We start from the raw sequence: 16,453 nt of genomic DNA on the forward strand, positions 1-16,453 counted from the left end.
CTTATTCCTTGTTGATTTGCTCACCTAACATGACTTTTGCTATGTCTATTTCGTCGCTGCATGCTCGGCTGTCTTTTTCGCACAATTGATAGAAATCTTTTATTGTGACTCCATCTAGCTTAACAACGTTCAACTCTCGTTGTAAAAAAGTTATGATTTTATGCACTACTTTATGGGCATGAAGGATTAATGCTTTGTCAGCTTTATCGCCTCTTTCAAAGTAAAAAGCGATGAATTTATGAAGCTGGTTAAAGCGAATTAGGTTTTTCATGGTGTGTGGATCCCACACCTTAAATTCCATAAAGCGATTGTCTTTAATGTACTGATCTACTGTAACATCTTTTGCATAAGGATAGGCCCATAATTCGAAGCCTCGGTCGGTAAAACTTTGATGTAATGCGATACGTGGTTTTTGCTCACAGACAATTTCGCCCATGTCGGTTTCATAGCCGTCTAATAAATCGAGGTTCCAGTTGCGTGGATCAATTAATCGTTTCACCGCATTATCAAAGCCGTGATCCAAAATCCCTTCAGATTCGCTAACAGAAGATGCCACCATATGATAAAAAGGCGGCAGCTCGCCCCAATTTATTTGTTTTTTATACCAGTTAATCTCTTTAAGAGTTGGATTCGCAGGTAATTGCGCTTTATTATGCGAGGCAGGCATCTCGTTTCCTTTACTACCAGTTATTGATTAAGGATAAACTATTGTTTTGCGTGTTTTAAGAAAAAAATGAGTTGTTTCTCATTATAAAGACTTATTTTTGCAAGATGCTGACATCTTATACTTATTATTCATATTAATAACGCAGTTGATTCGCTATGTTAACGGTTGATTTAAGGGACTATAAGTGTCCTCAACAATTTATTCAGTTTAAATTAGGCTTGAATAAGGCAATATCGGCTCAACAAGCCGTGACTTTTACATTCAATGCTGCAGAGGCAACGGACGATATGCAGCGATTTTTAGAAAAACATCATTACCATTTTAAAATTGACCTAGAATTAGGTGTGCTAACCGTGGAGCCCATTCGTGTTTGAGTATGTAAAAGCCTGGTACGAAAATAAATTTTCAGATCCCCATTCAGTAACTTTGTTGTTACTGCTTATTGCAACCTTTGCATTTTTCTATTTTTTTGGTTCGTTAATCGTACCAGTGTTAGTCGCCTTGGTGATTGCTTATTTACTTGATTGGCCCGTTGCCCATTTAGAAAAGCTAGGTTTAAAACGGTTTACCGCGACGATTATCGTGATGTTGGTATTCAGTGGATTAATGATCACAATTATTGTTGGTATGGGGCCGGTGCTTTGGCAGCAAACCAGTAACCTTGTTCAAGAAACGCCTTATATGATCGAAAAGGGCAAAGCACTGCTATTACACCTTCCAGAAGATTACCCGAGTTTAATTACGGAAGATCAGGTTAAATCAATTGTTGCCAGTGTTGAAACCAAAGCCATTGAATTTGGCCAGTTAGTCCTTTCTGTGTCGTTAACCTCGATAAAAGACGTGGCGGCATGGTTGATTTATCTGATTTTAGTGCCGCTCTTAGTGTTTTTTATGCTTAAAGATAAGTTAGAGCTCACGCAAAGTGCTGAGCGTTTATTGCCTAAACAGCGCCGCTTGATCATTCAAGTTTGGCAAGAAATGAATCAGCAAATCATGAATTATATTCGCGGTAAGGTGTTTGAGATATTAATTGTAGGTACTGCATCTTTTATCGCTTTTGCAGTGCTTGACCTTCGCTATGCAGCTTTACTCGGTGTGTTGGTTGGCTTGTCGGTGCTTATTCCATTTGTAGGGGCGGCATTGGTGACCATTCCTGTAGCCGCCGTGGCGTTATTTCAGTTTGGTTTAGAAACACAATTTTGGACCATTTTAATCATCTATGGCGTGATCCAAGCACTTGATGGCAACGTGTTAGTGCCGTTACTGTTCTCTGAAGCGGTCGATTTAAACCCCGTGTTTATTATCGTTGCAGTACTGTTTTTTGGCGGTTTGTGGGGTTTTTGGGGGGTGTTCTTTGCAATACCGCTGGCTTCATTAGTAAAAGCGCTTATAAATGCCTGGTCTTCTAAGAAGGTTGAGCTAATAGAAAGTTAGCTTAGTCTTAAAAAGTATAGAAAGCGCACTTTACTGACTAATTGATTATTATAATTTAGCCATGAAAAATGTAAAATAGGTTATAAGATATATCTTTTAGTAATATGGTGCGTTTTACATGGCAAATTTTTACCTTCCTGACGATGCTAATCAGCAAATTTATTTAGATGCGAATGCAACGACTCCTGTACTTCCTGAAATTGCCGATGTGGTTTCGCACACGATGCGTGTGTGTTTTGGTAATCCATCAAGCTCTCATATTACGGGTATTCAAGCAAAACACTTATTAGAGCAAACACGTAATAAAGCGCGTGAAGTTATTGGCGCGACTGATGGTGATATTTTATTTACCTCAGGTGCAACCGAAGGTATTCAAACAGCGGTTGTTTCAACACTGATTGCAGCTAAAAATCATCAAGTTGAAAACCCGGTATTACTGTATGGTGCAACAGAGCACAAAGCGGTGCCAAATACGCTCAAGCATTGGAACAGTGTGCTTGATATCAACGCTCAGGTGCTAGCAATCCCTGTTGATAAAAATGGTATTTTAGATCATAAGTTTATTCGTAAACATGCTGCGAATGCACTGATGATTTGTACTATGGCAGTCAACAACGAAACCGGTGTATTCCAAGACTTAACCGCAATTGAGCAAGTTATTCGCAGTGAAAACAATAATGTGGCTTGGATGGTTGACTGTGTACAAGCATTAGGCAAAACCAACTTGGCGCTAAGCCAAACAACCATTGATTATGCCCCATTCTCTGGTCATAAATTGTATGCGCCTAAAGGCATTGGTGTACTTTATATTCGTAAAGGCAGTGCGTATACGCCATTTATTGCCGGTGGCGGCCAAGAAAGCGGAATGCGTTCAGGCACAGAGAACTTACCCGGTATTGCTGGTTTAAATAAGCTGTTCTCTTTATTACTTGATAAACAAAATCAAACATTTAAGCCGCTTGAGCAGTTACATGCTTATCGCGAGCAATTACTGGGTGCGCTATTAGATACATTTGGCAGTATTACTTTTAACCACAGTTTTGAGCATTCAGTGCCAACAACCTTGAACTTTGCGGTGAACGAATTAACCAGTAAAGAAGTAATGGATTTATTTGATGCTGCGGGTATCCGTGTGAGTGGCGGCTCTGCGTGTAGCTCAGGTGCAAATCGTAGTTTTGTTTTAGATGCGATGGGAGCCAGTGATTGGCAAAGTGAAAATGCGATTCGCATGTCATTTGGCCCAGCTGCAAGCCAGCAAGAAATTGACTTTGCTTGTGAAAAAATTCGTTCTTTAAAACCAATTCTAGAAGCAAACTGTTTGGTTGTGTCTGATAGTACATCGCCTCAGCAAGAAGTCTGTGCGATTGGCTTAACACAACTGCGCCATCAAGCTGCGTGCTGTTGGCTTTATGTCGACAGCGATAAAAATGCAGTGGTAATTGATCCTATTATTGAGCTTATTCCGCGTATGGCGAAAATTGTCGCAACACAAGGTTTAACAGTAAAAGCAATTATCGATACGCATAATCACCAAGAGCGTTTATCGGCTCGCTGTCTATTAACCAAAGAGCTAGCAGAGCGCTATGTTGTTAATGAAATAGATGAACTTGGCTGGCCTAAAGATTCAGCAGCTATCGAATTAAGCGGTGCACATTTAAGCAAAGTAGCGACACCGGGTCACAGTGATGATAGTGTTAGCTATTTATTGAAAGATACGCTAAGTGGTAATGTTAGCTATTGTTTCTGTGGTGATTTAATTTTACCAGGTGGCTTGGGAAATACGGCAATTAGCGGCGGCGATGCAGCAAAAATGGCCTTGTCATTAAAACAGCTTGCACTGGAAGTACAAGATTCAACGGTGATTTGTTCAGGTCATGATTATCAGCAATGTTTTGCAATGGATTGGCATGCACAAAAAGCAACGACACCGTTATTAGCAAAATTATTAAACGAGCAAGTATCAGATGCTCAGTTTGTTGAATTAAAGCAACAAGCAGATGAGCAAAAGCATTCAATGAGTCACTCTTTATGTGGCTATGTTGAAACACTTGAAAGTACGCCAATGAAACAGCTTGCTGCAACCGATGCTAAAGCAATGTTAGACGATAAGGGGACTTACCTAATCGATACTCGCGAGCCGTATGAGCATGGTGCGAATAATTTGGCCGAGTTATTTACTGTTGCTGAGAGCAAAGTGATCAACATTCCACTGAGCCGTATGGCAAACGCCATCGTGCAAGGACAGCTTGATAAAGACCATAGCTACATTTTGGTTTGTCGAAGTGGTAATCGTTCAAAACAAGCGGCAAACAATTTGTCGCAATTAGGTTTTGAAAACGTTTTTAACTTGAATGGCGGTTTAGCATTGCTTTAATAAGTAATATCAATTCAGTCATTAAAAAAGCCGCTATAGAGCGGCTTTTTCGTAACTTGTATAAATTAGGCTGTTGTAGGACCTGAGCTTTCCCGTACCACCAATGAAGGGGTAAAGGTTGTGATGATGTCTTTATCTTGATTGCGTGCACCACGGGTTTTTCTAAACAGTAAACGCGCTGCATGCTGTGAAATTACATCATTGGCTTGATGAGCCGTGGTGAGTTTTGGCCAAGTTTGACGCGAGAACGGTGAGTCTTCGAAGCCGGTAATTGATAATTGCTGCGGAATTTCAATTCCCATTAAGCGTGAGGCGAATAATGCGCCTGCTGCCATCTCATCGTTTCCGCCAAGAAGGGCGGTGATGTTTTTCGGATTACTTTCACCCAGCAATGCTTTTGCACCTTCTACACCTGATTCAAATGAATATTGGCCTTCGTAGATCAGCTCATCATTTAATGGAATGCTGTGATCTTTTAACGCGGCTTGATACCCCTCTAAACGTTCAGTTGTTGATTTATGTTCTTTATCACCACACAGGAAACCAATATTTTTATGGCCAAGTGACAGTAGGTGAGCGGTGATTTCATACGCAGCTGCGTAGTCATTTACATAAATACAGGTATCTTGATTTTCTTCAGTCGGGCGACCAGAAAGCACGCGTACATAATGAATGCCCATTTCATCAAGCATCTCGATGATACTGTTTTGTTCTGACAGTGGTGGCGTTAACACAAGGCCTGCCAAGCGAGAGCGCTTGATCATGGTTTTAAAGTCTTCTTCCATGTTGCCATCAAGATAATTACACGGATGAATAACCAGCTCATAGCCTTCTTCTTTACAACGCGAAAGGACACCGTTCTGCATGTCGATGACATAATAAGCATTCGGGTTGTCATAAACTAAACCAACAGTAAAAGACGATGTGCCTGCTAGGTTACGAGCTGCAAGATTTGGTTGATAGTTCAACGTGTTAACAGCATCCATCACTATGTCATAGGTTTTTTTTCTGACCGATGGCTCTTTATTAATCACTCGCGAAACGGTTTTCATTGAAACACCCGCGAGCTTGGCTACATCATTTATGGTTACTTTCATACTGTTACTTTATAGTTAGTTATATTTGTATTATAATAATATCGAAAAGTGTTCGCCAGAGCGCTTTTTCTGAATAGGTACATTAATATTTAATATAAGTTAGTTAGTGTATCTAATGTTCTACCAAATTAGCAGTAAAATAATTGAGATAATTTTTATGATACCGGTGTCAAAAGAGAAAAATTGCGCTATTATCTCGACTATAAAATGTAAAAGTAGAACATTGACAGCGTTGTCATTTTAACTTAGTGTTAATTTTCATCGTGTTTTTAATTGCTGTCTTTATTCAACATTAATAAAAAGATAGTTAATAATCAGTTTGTTGCAAGTTTTGAGGGGATTATATATATGAGCAGCCGTTCGCAATTAGCTAGTTGGCAAGCACTATCTGAAAGTGCCAAGAAGATGAAACAAATTCATCTTAAAGATTTATTTGCCAAAGATAGCACGCGTTTCGAGCAATTCTCAGCTCAAATCCCAGGCGTATTATTCGATTACTCAAAACAACAAATTGATAAAACGGTTTTTGAACAGCTTATTGCTTTAGCGAAAGAGTGTGACATTAGCGCATGGCGTGAAAAAATGTTCAGTGGTGAGAAAATCAACTTCACTGAAGACCGTGCGGTACTTCATACTGCTTTACGTAACCGTGCTAATACAGCTGTGATGGTTGATGGCGAAAACGTAACAGACGCAGTTAACGCTGAGCTTGCTAAAATGAAAGCTTTTGTTAGCAAAGTGCGCAGTGGCGAGTGGTTAGGTTACACAGGTAAAGCGGTGAAAGATGTTGTTGCAATTGGTGTAGGTGGTTCAAACCTAGGCCCGCAAATGGCAACTGAAGCACTTGCAGCTTATGCTGATGACACATTAAATGTGCATTACGTATCAAATGTTGATGGCGTTCAAATTGCATCTGTTTTACAAGGTTTAGACGTTGAGACAACATTATTTGTAATCTCATCTAAAACGTTTACCACCTCAGAAACCATGACTAACGCTAAATCAGCCGTTGAGTGGTTTTTACAAACAGCCCAAGCACAAGAGCATATTGCTAAGCACTTTGTGGCTGTAAGCACCAATTTAGAAAAAACAGCGGCCTTTGGTATCGCTGATGAAAACGTATTCACAATGTGGGATTGGGTAGGCGGTCGCTTTTCTTTATGGAGTGCGATAGGATTACCAATCGCCCTGTACCTAGGCTTCGATGCGTTCGAAGAAATCCTAGAAGGTGCGTTTGAAATTGATGAGCATTTTAAAAATGCTGAATTTGAAAATAACGTACCATTATTAATGGCGCTTTTAAGTGTTTGGAACACAAGCTTTTTAGGCTATACGGCGCAAGCAATTTTACCGTATGACCAAGCACTACACATGTTACCTGCATATTTGCAGCAAGGTGAGATGGAAAGTAACGGTAAACATGTTACTTTCGCAGGTGAAACGGTTCCTTACACGACGGTTCCAATCATTTGGGGCATGACAGGTATCAATGGCCAACATGCTTTTTACCAATGTCTGCACCAAGGTAATGTGATTGTACCTGCTGACTTTATTGCTTCAATTGAGCCGCAAGTCAATGTTGGTAAGCACCATGATATTTTATTATCAAACTTCTTTGCACAAACCGAAGCAATGATGGCCGGTGTTGATGCAGAGCAAGTAACTGCAGATTTAACCGCGAAAGGTAAATCTGAAGCAGAAATTGCAGAATTATTGAATCACAAGATTCACCAAGGCAATCGCCCAACAACGTCAATGTTATTAGATAAAGTTGATGCGAAAACGGTAGGACGTTTAATTGCGCTTTATGAGCACAAGATCTTCTGCCAAGGCATTATCTTAGAAATCTGTTCATTTGACCAATGGGGTGTAGAGCTAGGTAAGGGACTTGCCTCTAAAATTGAAGCTGAATTATTTGATGACGCAGTAAGTCATCCACACGACAGCTCAACCAATGGACTGATCGCTTACTATAAAACACATCGTAAGCAGTAATAGATTCGCAGCAACAGCTGCAAACCGAATACCTTTGAACGGGTAGCGCTGGAGTTCTTAGGGCCTGTATTTTTGTGAGAGGATTTACAGAGCCCCTAAGACTCATTTACTTCAGCCAACATAAGAATAATGAGTAAGCTACTTACAAAAAAATTCAACAGGCTTTGTTAAAGGGATCATCTAACACAGCCAAATCAACCAGATAACAACACGCACTGCCATACTGCATGAGTCGATTAACATGGCATTGCCAATGTAGAGAGTGATATATGTTAAATCCATTTGATATCGTAATTTTTGGGGGCGGCGGTGATCTTGCGTTACGCAAATTACTTCCTGCAATGTATCGCGCTTATCAAGAGGGCAACCTTCCTCAAGGTTCTCGTATCCTTCCTACGGTACGCGAAGAAAGCAAACGTAAAGAATACATCGAAACAGCACATAAAGCGTTACAAGACTTTTTAGGTAAAGGTGAGTACAACGCAAAAGATTGGAAAGCGTTTTCAGCTTACCTTGTACCCGTTGTATCTAATGTGACAGAAGCCGACGATGACTGGGATAAACTAAGAGATATTCTTAATGAACACGATGCTGATAAGTCTCGTGTTTTTTACCTTTCATTACCACCTGCGGTTTACGGTAGCTGCTGTGAAATCCTATCTAAGAAAGGTTTAATCACAGAAACATCACGTGTTGTTGTTGAAAAGCCAATTGGTTACTGTGGTGAATCTGCTGAAGCAATCAATGCAAAAATTGCTGAATACTTCAAAGAAGAGCAAGTATTCCGTATTGACCATTACTTAGGTAAAGAAACCGTACAAAACTTAATGGCACTGCGTTTTTCAAACTCACTGTTTGAAAATCTATGGGATGCTAAATCAATCGATAACATCCAAATTAGCTTATCAGAAACAGTGGGTCTAGAAAGCCGCGCTGGTTTCTACGATAAAGCGGGTGCATTACGCGATATGGTTCAAAACCACTTGCTACAATTACTTTGCTTAGTGGCAATGGAATCACCAAACAAATTAAACGCAAACAGCATCCGTACTGAAAAATTAAAAGTACTTGAGTCGTTACGTCCGTTAGTGGCGGAAGATGTTGATGCAAACATTGTCCGTGGTCAGTACGTACCAGGTAACTTAGACGGTAAAATCGTCCCAGGTTACTTAGAAGAATTAAACGAAGGTGCGAGTAAAACAGAAACTTTTGTTGCAATTCGTGCGCATATCGATAATTGGCGTTGGGCTGGTGTGCCTTTCTATCTTCGTACCGGTAAACGTATGAAAAAGCGTTGTGCTGAAATCGTTGTTGAATACAAAAAAGTGTCTCACAACGTTTATACCGACAACGTAGGTAACATTGAACCAAACCGTCTTGTTATTCGTCTGCAACCAGAAGAAACAATTCAATTAACACTGATGTCTAAGCGCCTTGATAACCTTGAGATGCAATTAGAGCCAGTTACTATGAACATTGAGTTATCGCAAGCGTATAGTAATGGTTTCCATTCAGATGCTTACAAGCGCTTAATGTTAGATGCCGCAGCAAATAACCCATCGCTGTTTATTCACCGTGATGAAGTGCGTCAAGCATGGAAATGGATTGACCCAATCATTGAGCGTTGGCAAGAAAAAGGTGCACCATCGTTATACCGTGCTGGTACATGGGGCCCTGAAGATGCAGATGAGCTTTTAGAAGAAAACAACCATGTTTGGTTTAACACAGGCGATAAGGCGTAATTAAGATGGCAACAATTGTTGAAAAATTCTTTGCAAACAAAGACGAATTAACAGCTGAGCTTTCTTCAAGCCTTGAGCAAAGCCTTGTTGCTGGTATTAAAGAAGATGGTCGCGCGGTATTGATGGTATCGGGTGGCTCATCGCCAGCACCTGCATATAAGCACTTATCAAACCTTGAACTTGATTGGGCAAACATTGATGTTGCTATGGTTGATGAGCGTTGGGTTGATGCTGATCATGAAAAAAGTAATGAAGCATTTATCAAAAGCACGCTATTACAAAACCATGGCGCAGCTGCTAATTTCGTGACAATGAAAAATGACGCATTAACGGCGCAAAACGGTGTAGCTGAATGTGAAGCTGCATACAAAGCATTAAAGCGTCCTTTTGATGTGACGATTTTAGGCATGGGCCCTGATGGTCATACGGCTTCTCTTTTCCCTCATGCCGAAGGTCTTGAACACGGTCTAGCAACAGATGATTTAGTATGTGCAATTAATGCCATTGAAAGCGATGTAACAGGTAAAATCACTGAGCGTATGACACTAACTTTATCTGCGATTGCAGATTCTAAAGTTGTGAAGCTTTTAATTAGTGGTGAAGAAAAGCTCGCTGTTTACAAGCAAGCGAAAGAGGGCGGTGCAGTTGCTGACATGCCTTTACGTGCTGTATTGAATCACCCACATATCAATATTGAAGTTTATTGGGCACCTTAATCGCCAGATTAAACTCTATGCCAAAAGCGAGCTATTATGCTCGCTTTTTTGTTTTTAAATACTCACCTTTAACGATCAGTTTTGCATAAACTCGTTTTCTTTAAATAGCCCGATAAAGAGTTAGACAAGTACAAAAGGGCTCTATATAATTAAAATGACAGCGCTGTCATTGTTATTGATTGTTATTCTTAATATTCCCTTTAACTCATTCTGCCCAGAAAAAGTTAAAAATAATTTGTACATGACAGCGTGCTTTTAGAAACACGGTAGTTTTTTAAGCTAATTTATTGTTAGATAACAGGTTTTATATAACTTTTAGTTATGGTTAATAAACGCTCAGTGGAAACTAAAGCTTACAAAAACACATGTGATTTTTAGCAAATTTCAAAAACTCATCCTTTTGGTCTTTTCATCTGCAATATCACTCATGCTATATTTGCGCCGTTTATTTGTAACAATTCTTAAAAACTCAATATTAAATATTAGTTATATCAATAACTTGATTATTTCGTTGTAAATTTTTTGCACAAATTAACCAAAAAGATGTAGCACAAATGTAATTTAGAGTGTATGGTTTGTTACTAGATGACAGCGTTGTCATCATCACTGGGCAGAAGTGATATAAAAAACCAACAAAATGATTCAAGGGGAATCCTGTGTTAGCTAAAAATTTTAAGAAAAGCTTATTAGCAGTTAATATCGGCCTCGTAATGAGTGCTGGGTTCACTGGCGCTGCATACGCAGCAGATGAAACTAAAGTTCAAGAAGATGTTGAAGTAATTGAAGTTCGCGGTATTCGCCGTTCACTTGAAGCGTCTTTAAACACTAAACGTTTTGCAAATTCAGTTGTTGATGCTGTTACTGCAGAAGATATTGGTAAATTTCCAGATAAGAACGTTGCTGAATCACTAAAACGTATTCCTGGTATTACTGTACAAGGCCAATTTGGTGAAGCAGATGCGGTTTCAATCCGCGGTGCTGGTGCTGATTTCACTAAAACAACGTTAAATGGCCAAAATGTAGCTTCTACTGGTTGGTTCGTACTTGAGCCAGCAAAACGTTCATTCAACTACACTTTATTACCATCTGAGCTAGTAGGTGGTCTTGAGGTTTATAAATCTTCTCAAGCTGACTTAATTGAAGGTGGTATTGGTGGTACGTAATCGTTAACACTCGCACTCCTTTAGACTTAGATCAACACACGGTATATGGCTCAATCGAAGCACAATACTCTGATGATTCTGGTGAAACAGATCCACAATTTTCAGGTCTTTACAGCTGGAAAAATGAAGACGAAAACTTCGGTTTCTTAGTTTCTGCAGTTTCACAAGAACGTAACTTACAGCGTCAAGGTAACGAAGCATTCTGGCAATGGGGTGCAGGTCCAGTTGGTTTTGAACAGGATCGTAAACGTACAGCATTCTCTACTGCACTTGAATACCAACCGAATGATCAGTTAAACATTGTTGTTAACTACATCGACATGCAGATGGAAGCGGACAATACTAACTATGCATTATGGTTAACTCAAGCTGATACAACTTGGGGTGACCAAAGCGAAACGACTTGGTTAGGTGGTAACGGCACCGGTGATAACCCTGGTGTTCAAGTTGCAGGTCCTCTAAATATTGCTTTCTATCAAATGCGTCCTCGTGAAGCGACGATGAAGTCTGATTTTGTTGATATCAACTTAGAATACACTGGTGACACTTATAAGATGAAGTTTGTTGCAGGTAAAACAACATCAAGCGGTGGTACAGACTTTGAAATGGTAATGGATGATGGTTTAAATCCATCTCTAGCTGGCGGTACATACGATTTCACTGGTGGTGGCCAATCTTGGAACCTGCCAGCAGACTTTGATATGTCTGAGTACAACCCAGGTACACTTGTAATGGGTACGGGTACTAACTTCAATGCGACACCAAAAACAGATGAAGAAAGCTTTGCACAATTCGATATCGAATTTATGTTAGACAATGACTTTATTACTTCTGTTAAAACAGGTGTTCGTTGGGCTGACCATGAAGCAACAAGCCGTCGCTTCGAATTCACACAAGTTGATGGTTTTGATAATGTTTATGACGTATCAAATGCTTCTACTGGCACTTATGATGTAGGCGCAGGTAGTTACCAAATTCAGCGTTTTGATGTTGATGCGATGAAGAAGTGGGCTAAAGCAAGTATCACTGGTAAAACAGAAGATTATGGTGCATACAGCCACATCGAAGAGACCAATATCGGCGCTTACATTATGGCTAATTACAGCGGCGAAAAATACCGTGGTAACTTTGGTGTTCGTTATGTAACAACTGATGCTAAATCAATATACTATAAAGGTGCAGATGTAAATGCACGTACATCAGAAGATGCAGATTACAATGAATTTTTACCAAGTGTAAACTTTGCATACGATATCTCTGATGACATGATTTGGCGTGTGAATGCGGCGCGTACAATGACCCGTCCACAATATAACGATATGTACTTCAATCCAAGTTTAATGGGTGTAAGTGACGACCTACCAAATAACCAACGTATTATTGTGGGTAATCCAGCGCTTAAGCCATTTACAGCAAATCAGTTTGAAACAGGTATTGAGTGGTACTTCAACGAATCTTCTTTGTTAGCTGCAACTGTATTCTACAAAGATGTATCAAACTTCATCGTAATCGGTCGTCGTGATGCAACTGCTGAAGAAGCAGCAGCATTTGGTGTTCCTGAGCTTACGGGTGACGAAAAAGATTTTGGTTACCAAATCGAAGAGAACTCAAACGGTCCAGGTGGTGAAGTCCTTGGTTTAGAACTTCAGTATCAACAAGATTTTGGTAATGGTTTTGGTACGTTAATCAACTATACATACACTGATGCTAAAGCTGATTACGCAACGTATAAAAATGAAGAGGGTGTAGAAGTTGGCGTATTCGATGATTGGAATGTCGAATTAACTGATAGCTCAGATCATGCGTTCAACGTATCTGGTTATTATGAAAATGAACTATTCTACGCTCGTTTATCTTACAACTACCGTAGTGAGTACATGATGCGTGAAGCAGGTTCATATGGAAACCGTTTACATGAAGGTTTTGGTAGCTTAGACCTTAGCGCTGTATACCATGTAACAGATAACGTTGATGTGAAACTAGACGTGGTAAACATCTTAGGCGAAAGCTCAGAGCAATTTGGTAATCACCAACGTCCAATGCCTTATAGCGGCTTTACTGACGGATTCCCTCTTTACGAGTATGAGCAAGCAACTCGTTACAACTTAGGTTTATCTGTGCGCTTCTAAGCATAGCTGCACCTGTTCAATAAAAAGGGAGTTCAACTCCCTTTTTATTTGCCTTGGATTTAGTACGGTAAGTTTATTTAATCTCATCCCAAAGGTGTGATATTAAATAAGTAAACGATCTAGTAATGGTAATTTACTGGTAGGGTGAGTATTGACGTGCAAAAAAAAATCATAAAAAAAATAGTAATCGTGGGTGGTGGTACCGCAGGCTGGATAACCGCTAACCATTTAGCAAAGAAATTAGCTAAGCCAAATGGCATAGCAATTAGCCTAATTGAATCACCAAATATTCCAACTATAGGGGTTGGCGAAGGCACTGTGCCGGCTATGCGCGAAAGTTTGCGATATTTTGGTATTGATGAAGGCGAGTTTATTCGTCGTTGTGATGCCACATTTAAGCAAAGTATCAAATTTGTAAATTGGACACACGATCCTGCACAAGCAGGTCAGCACTATTATCATCACTTATTTGACTACCCATTGATAAACGAATTTAACTCGACACCTTATTGGCTTATGCAAGAACAAGCCACTAAATTCGCTGATTCGGTTGCTGTGCAAGGCGCAATTTGTGACGCTAATCTGGCACCAAAGAGAATAACTGATAAACAATATCAAGGGCATACGGCATATGCTTATCATCTAGATGCGGCCAAGTTCTCAATGATGCTGACGGAAAATGCCGTCAATAAATTGGGGGTCACGCATATCAAAGATGAAGTGATTGATATTCAACTCTCTGAACAAGGTGAAATTTCCTCTGTGCTTACAGAGCAGCATGGTGTTATAGAAGCTGATGTATTTATTGATTGCACTGGATTTAATGCTTTATTAATAGGCGAAAAATTGGGTGTGGACTTTGTCGACAAAAGCGATGTTTTATTTGCTGATCATGCACTTGCTATTCAGGTTCCTTACCTTAACGAGCAACACCCAATTGCAAGTCATACAATAGCAACAGCACAGACTGCTGGTTGGATTTGGGATATTGGATTATCAGAGCGTCGTGGTGTAGGGCATGTTTATTCGTGTAATCATATTTCTCATCAGCAAGCAGAACAACAGCTTAGAACCTATCTAGGGTCAGAGTTTGACCATTGTGAGCCACGTCTAATTAAAATGAAAATCGGTTACAGGGAAAAGTTCTGGCATAAAAACTGTGTGGCAATTGGTTTATCTCAGGGCTTTGTTGAGCCTCTTGAAGCAACAGGATTACTTGTATTTGATGCTACTGCAAGAATGCTTGCAGAGTTATTTCCGACAACAATTGAGATGATGCCTTACGTTGAAAAGCGATTTAATAGCCGGATACAACAAACCTGGGATCGTGTTATAGACTTCGTCAAATTGCATTATTGTATTTCGAAACGTCGAGATAGCGAGTTTTGGATTGATAATTGCGGTCTAGCCTCTATTCCTGAATCTTTACAAGAAAACTTAGATTATTGGCGCCATCAAATTCCTACAGATTATGACTTCCATAATAAATTGTCGATTTTTAATCTGGATAACTACTTATATGTACTTTATGGAATGGAGTTTGAAACCGATATTCAGGCTAGTCACTTTCAATATAATGACCCACAGGCTTACCAACAGTGGTTATCACAATTAAGGGGCTATCAAAGTCAGCTTTTGAAGCAGCTGCCGGATCATCGAGAACTGATCACTAAGATCAAACAGTATGGGCTGCAAACCCTGTGAGTATACACGTTACTAAAGAAGTTATAGATCAAGCTAAACTCTTATTTAGGCAGGGGAAGTTGCAAGAGCTTGAGCTACATTTGCAAGAAGCCGTCGAACAGGATAACACTAACATTGAGCTATATAGTTGGCTTGGGCAATTTTATTTGCAAACACGCCAATTCAAACGTTTAATAAATGAATTGGCTGTAGTAAAAAATCATCCGACGATTTTGCAGCTATATGTTTCTGCTCTTCGAGCACAAAAACAACATCAATACGCAATCGAGCTATTACTTGCTGAAAAAAGTGATAATCACTTACTACTTGCAATGCTTTATAAAGAGCAGGGGGATTTTACCGCAGCTCATCAACAGCTCGATCTGCAACTCTTAAAATCAAACTCTGATGCACAAGCTTATTGGCAAAAAGCATTATTAAAAAATGGTTTAAATAAGGCACATGTTGATTGTTTAATCACTTTACTAGAGAAAAAGAATGCAACCCAAGCAGAACAAGCGTTGTATGCTTATTCTGTGGCTAGCTATTTTGATAAACAAAATGACTACGAAAGAGCATTTAGCTTCTATAATCAAGGTGCTTTAGCAAAAAAAGCGTCTTTTATACATTATCTGCCAGCACAGGAGCTAGATGAATTAGATCAAATCGAGGCTGCTTTTAGCACGGCTATTAAAGCAGATCATGCTCTAGATAGTGAGTCTTGCCCTGTGTTTATTGTCGGTATGCCTCGAACTGGCACAACTCTGGTTGAACAAATTCTTGCTAGCCATAGCCAAGTAGTAGGGGCAGATGAATTAAGTGATTTAGCTATGGCTTGCCAATCTGTTTTGCATAAAGTTAGGCCGAACAAGCCTTATCCGTATTGGGCTGATGAGCTACCAAAGGATGCTTATAAAGCAATTGCAGATAGCTATTTAACTTTAACAAGTTCATTCCAAAGTAAGCGTTATTTTACAGACAAAATGCCTCTTAATTTTAAGGCGATTGGCATCATTTTACGTGCTTTCCCAAATGCAAAAATAATTCATTGTAAGCGTAACCCTTTAGATACAATTTGGGGGAATTATAGACAGCTATTTGGTGATGGAATTCGGTTTAGCTACGATTTAAAGCACTTAGCTAATTATTACTTAAGATATAATAAGTTAATGAACCATTGGTTGAGTCTTTATCCAACACATATCTTAAATGTTGAGTACGAATCACTGGTGGATGAGACAGAGCCGCAAATTAGAAGAATGCTAAATTTCTTGGAGCTCGACTTTGAAAGCAAATGTTTAGATTTTCATCGCACTGAAAGAGTTGTTCATACCATCAGTAATGAGCAAGTAAAGCAACCCATTTTTAAATCAGGAATTGGCCGTTGGCGACATTATGAGTTTGCATTAAATGAAGTGATAAATATTCTGAAAAAGGAGCACTAAGGCTCCTT

12 protein-coding genes are annotated in these 16,453 nt (G+C 39.6%); 10 read left to right on the forward strand and 2 right to left on the reverse strand.

The features are described 5' to 3' along the window. Nucleotide 1: 1 nt before the first annotated feature. Nucleotides 2–667 (reverse strand): hypothetical protein, encoded by a 666-nt coding sequence (locus tag C2M25_RS16045; protein ID WP_063706945.1) that lies wholly within the window; start codon nucleotides 665–667, stop codon nucleotides 2–4. 155 nt (nucleotides 668–822) lie between these two features. Here C2M25_RS16045 and C2M25_RS16050 point away from each other — a divergent pair, with 155 nt between their 5' ends. The 3 genes from C2M25_RS16050 to C2M25_RS16060 all read left to right on the forward strand — a co-directional run bounded on the left by C2M25_RS16050 (nucleotide 823) and on the right by C2M25_RS16060 (nucleotide 4,475). Further along, on the forward strand, nucleotides 823–1,041 hold the full coding sequence (locus tag C2M25_RS16050) for a hypothetical protein (RefSeq protein ID WP_063706947.1): 219 nt from the start codon (nucleotides 823–825) through the stop codon (nucleotides 1,039–1,041). After that, entirely contained in the window at nucleotides 1,034–2,101 is a 1,068-nt protein-coding gene (locus tag C2M25_RS16055; protein WP_105175172.1) for an AI-2E family transporter, read from the forward strand. The genes C2M25_RS16050 and C2M25_RS16055 overlap by 8 nt, the downstream gene beginning before the upstream one ends. 118 nt (nucleotides 2,102–2,219) lie before the next feature. After that, a complete protein-coding gene (locus tag C2M25_RS16060) occupies nucleotides 2,220–4,475 on the forward strand; it encodes an aminotransferase class V-fold PLP-dependent enzyme (protein WP_105181550.1) in 2,256 nt (751 codons plus the stop codon). A gap of 65 nt (nucleotides 4,476–4,540) precedes the next feature. Here the strand turns inward: C2M25_RS16060 and C2M25_RS16065 are convergent, their stop codons facing one another. Then, the gene (locus C2M25_RS16065; RefSeq protein WP_063706954.1) at nucleotides 4,541–5,572 is read right to left on the reverse strand and encodes a LacI family DNA-binding transcriptional regulator; all 1,032 of its coding nucleotides are present in this window, start codon (nucleotides 5,570–5,572) and stop codon (nucleotides 4,541–4,543) included. Nucleotides 5,573–5,920: 348 nt separating this feature from the next. On the opposite strand from C2M25_RS16065, the gene pgi reads away from it, so the two are divergent. From pgi to C2M25_RS16095, 7 genes are all read left to right on the forward strand, one after another. Continuing rightward, nucleotides 5,921–7,567, forward strand: a complete 1,647-nt coding sequence (gene pgi, locus C2M25_RS16070; RefSeq protein WP_063706956.1) for a glucose-6-phosphate isomerase — start codon at nucleotides 5,921–5,923, stop codon at nucleotides 7,565–7,567. Between the two features lie 269 nt (nucleotides 7,568–7,836). Then, entirely contained in the window at nucleotides 7,837–9,309 is a 1,473-nt protein-coding gene (zwf, locus tag C2M25_RS16075; protein ID WP_063706958.1) for a glucose-6-phosphate dehydrogenase, read from the forward strand. A gap of 5 nt (nucleotides 9,310–9,314) precedes the next feature. Beyond that, the gene (pgl, locus tag C2M25_RS16080; RefSeq protein ID WP_054563611.1) at nucleotides 9,315–10,025 is read left to right on the forward strand and encodes a 6-phosphogluconolactonase; all 711 of its coding nucleotides are present in this window, start codon (nucleotides 9,315–9,317) and stop codon (nucleotides 10,023–10,025) included. Nucleotides 10,026–10,681: 656 nt separating this feature from the next. Beyond that, nucleotides 10,682–11,188: a TonB-dependent receptor plug domain-containing protein gene (locus tag C2M25_RS22045; RefSeq protein ID WP_234003591.1), complete on the forward strand. Its 507-nt coding sequence runs from the start codon at nucleotides 10,682–10,684 to the stop codon at nucleotides 11,186–11,188. A gap of 53 nt (nucleotides 11,189–11,241) precedes the next feature. After that, nucleotides 11,242–13,317, forward strand: a complete 2,076-nt coding sequence (locus C2M25_RS16085) for a TonB-dependent receptor (protein ID WP_234003598.1) — start codon at nucleotides 11,242–11,244, stop codon at nucleotides 13,315–13,317. 156 nt (nucleotides 13,318–13,473) lie between these two features. Beyond that, the gene (locus tag C2M25_RS16090) at nucleotides 13,474–15,021 is read left to right on the forward strand and encodes a tryptophan halogenase family protein (protein WP_199775187.1); all 1,548 of its coding nucleotides are present in this window, start codon (nucleotides 13,474–13,476) and stop codon (nucleotides 15,019–15,021) included. Continuing rightward, complete coding sequence (locus C2M25_RS16095; RefSeq protein WP_158679734.1) at nucleotides 15,018–16,445, forward strand: tetratricopeptide repeat-containing sulfotransferase family protein; 1,428 nt, start codon at nucleotides 15,018–15,020, stop codon at nucleotides 16,443–16,445. The genes C2M25_RS16090 and C2M25_RS16095 overlap by 4 nt, the downstream gene beginning before the upstream one ends. The last annotated feature ends 8 nt before the right edge of the window (nucleotides 16,446–16,453 follow it).

This window comes from Pseudoalteromonas sp. T1lg21 (genome assembly GCF_002964625.1).
Classification (GTDB): Bacteria; Pseudomonadota; Gammaproteobacteria; order Enterobacterales; family Alteromonadaceae; genus Pseudoalteromonas; species Pseudoalteromonas gelatinilytica.